This is a genomic window from Paenibacillus cisolokensis (genome assembly GCF_018403665.1).
Taxonomy (GTDB): domain Bacteria; phylum Bacillota; class Bacilli; order Paenibacillales; family Paenibacillaceae; genus Paenibacillus_AH; species Paenibacillus_AH cisolokensis.
The window spans coordinates 1-1,578 of record NZ_BOVJ01000235.1; the positions used below are offsets into that span (position 1 = coordinate 1).

Consider the following 1,578-nt stretch of genomic DNA (forward strand, 5'->3'; position numbering starts at 1 on the left):
GTTAGTGTAAAATTTCCGTGGGGGTAGGAACTGGAAAAAGCGAACATAGAAAAAGAGCTTCTCCCTTGGTAAAGTGATGTTTGCCGACAACACACCAAGAAGGAGAAAGCCCCTATGAGCCACTTTACCACAACGATACCGACGATGAAAGAGCTTGAGCAATGGATGCTGCGGAAAATGCAAGAGGCGTTCGCCAGCGCCATGACGAAGGCGCTGGAAATGATGGACCAGCAGATTCTTGAGCAGCGGGACCGATCACGTTACCGTGTGAAAGAAGAACGCGAAACCAGCGTCAACACCGTGTTCGGGCATATCCGGTTCAAACGGAGATTGTACGTGGATCGACAGAGTGACAAGTATGTATATCTGCTGGATCGCCTGCTGCAATTCGAAGGGCGAGGGAAAGTCAGCCCGCATTTGGAAGAGACGGCGATTGCGTTCGCGAGCCAAGGTCCGTCCTATCGGGACAGCGCGAAGCGGCTGGAGCAATTGTTAGGGTACAACGTGCTAAGCCATCAGGCGATTCGGGAGAAGCTGCTCGAAAAGGCGGAGCAAGAGACAAGGGCTGCAAAGCGGCGACCGGCGCGCGTGCTGTTCGTGGAAGTGGACGGCTTGTACACGAAACTGCAGCGGAGCAAGAAGCATGGAATGGAGAACGCGATTGCGGTTGTGCACGAAGGCTGGGAGAAAAGCGGCAAGCGTGTCCGACTGAAGAATAAGCAACACTACCTGCATACGGCCGGGGGCAACTTCTGGGAAGGGTTTGGAGACTTCCTGGCGGAGCGCTACGAAATCGATGAGAACACGTGGCTTGTCGTAAACGGAGACGGAGCGGCGTGGATCGGGGAATGTGAATCGTACTTCCATCAATGCTTGTACATGCTTGACCGTTTCCATGTCGCACGCGATCTCAAGCGTTTTGTCGGCCATCTGCCGAGTGTATGGGAGGCCGTAAAAAATCCCTCGCCAAGCAGGACGCTGCGGCGTTGATGGCGGCTTTGGAAGGCGTGGCAGAGCACGAGATCGCGGAGGAGCAATGGAAACAGTACAAGAGTTATCTGAAGCGGCATCAGAGGCATTTGGACGACTACCGGAAGACGCTTTGCGCCAACGGAATCGACACCAGCGCTATGCGCCCGATGGGGAGTGCGGAATCGCAGATGCGCATCTTCGCTAAGCGAACGAAGCGAGGCGGATACAGCTGGAGCGAGCGCGGTGTAAGAGCGATGCTGCGAACGATGATGAGAAGACAAGAAGCCCAATTCGTGACTTTTGCGACGGATGTAGAGCGGAAACCAAATGTAGGGAGAAACGCCGTAAATATGCGGCGGCTAATGAAGGAGATCACGCAACAAGCGAAAGGCTGTGTAACGGGAATGATTCGCTTGCTTCAAGGCCCCAAACAAAGCAGCCCGACGGGAATGGCTCTTAAAGGGCTTCGAGGGTAATCTTACAAATTTAGGTAAATGTATCTTTTGTTTGGAGAATGATCAAGGCAAAGCGCTTACAGGGGCAAGGGTTCTTTATGTAGTTCGTTTTGTTCCCTTAATGAATTGCCCACACTGACTTGACACTGAC

At 53.2% G+C, this 1,578-nt stretch carries 1 pseudogene; it reads left to right on the forward strand.

From position 1 onward, the window contains the following. Positions 1–114 precede the first annotated feature (114 nt). Positions 115–1,448, forward strand: a pseudogene (locus PACILC2_RS24975) (ISLre2 family transposase). Positions 1,449–1,578: the final 130 nt, after the last annotated feature.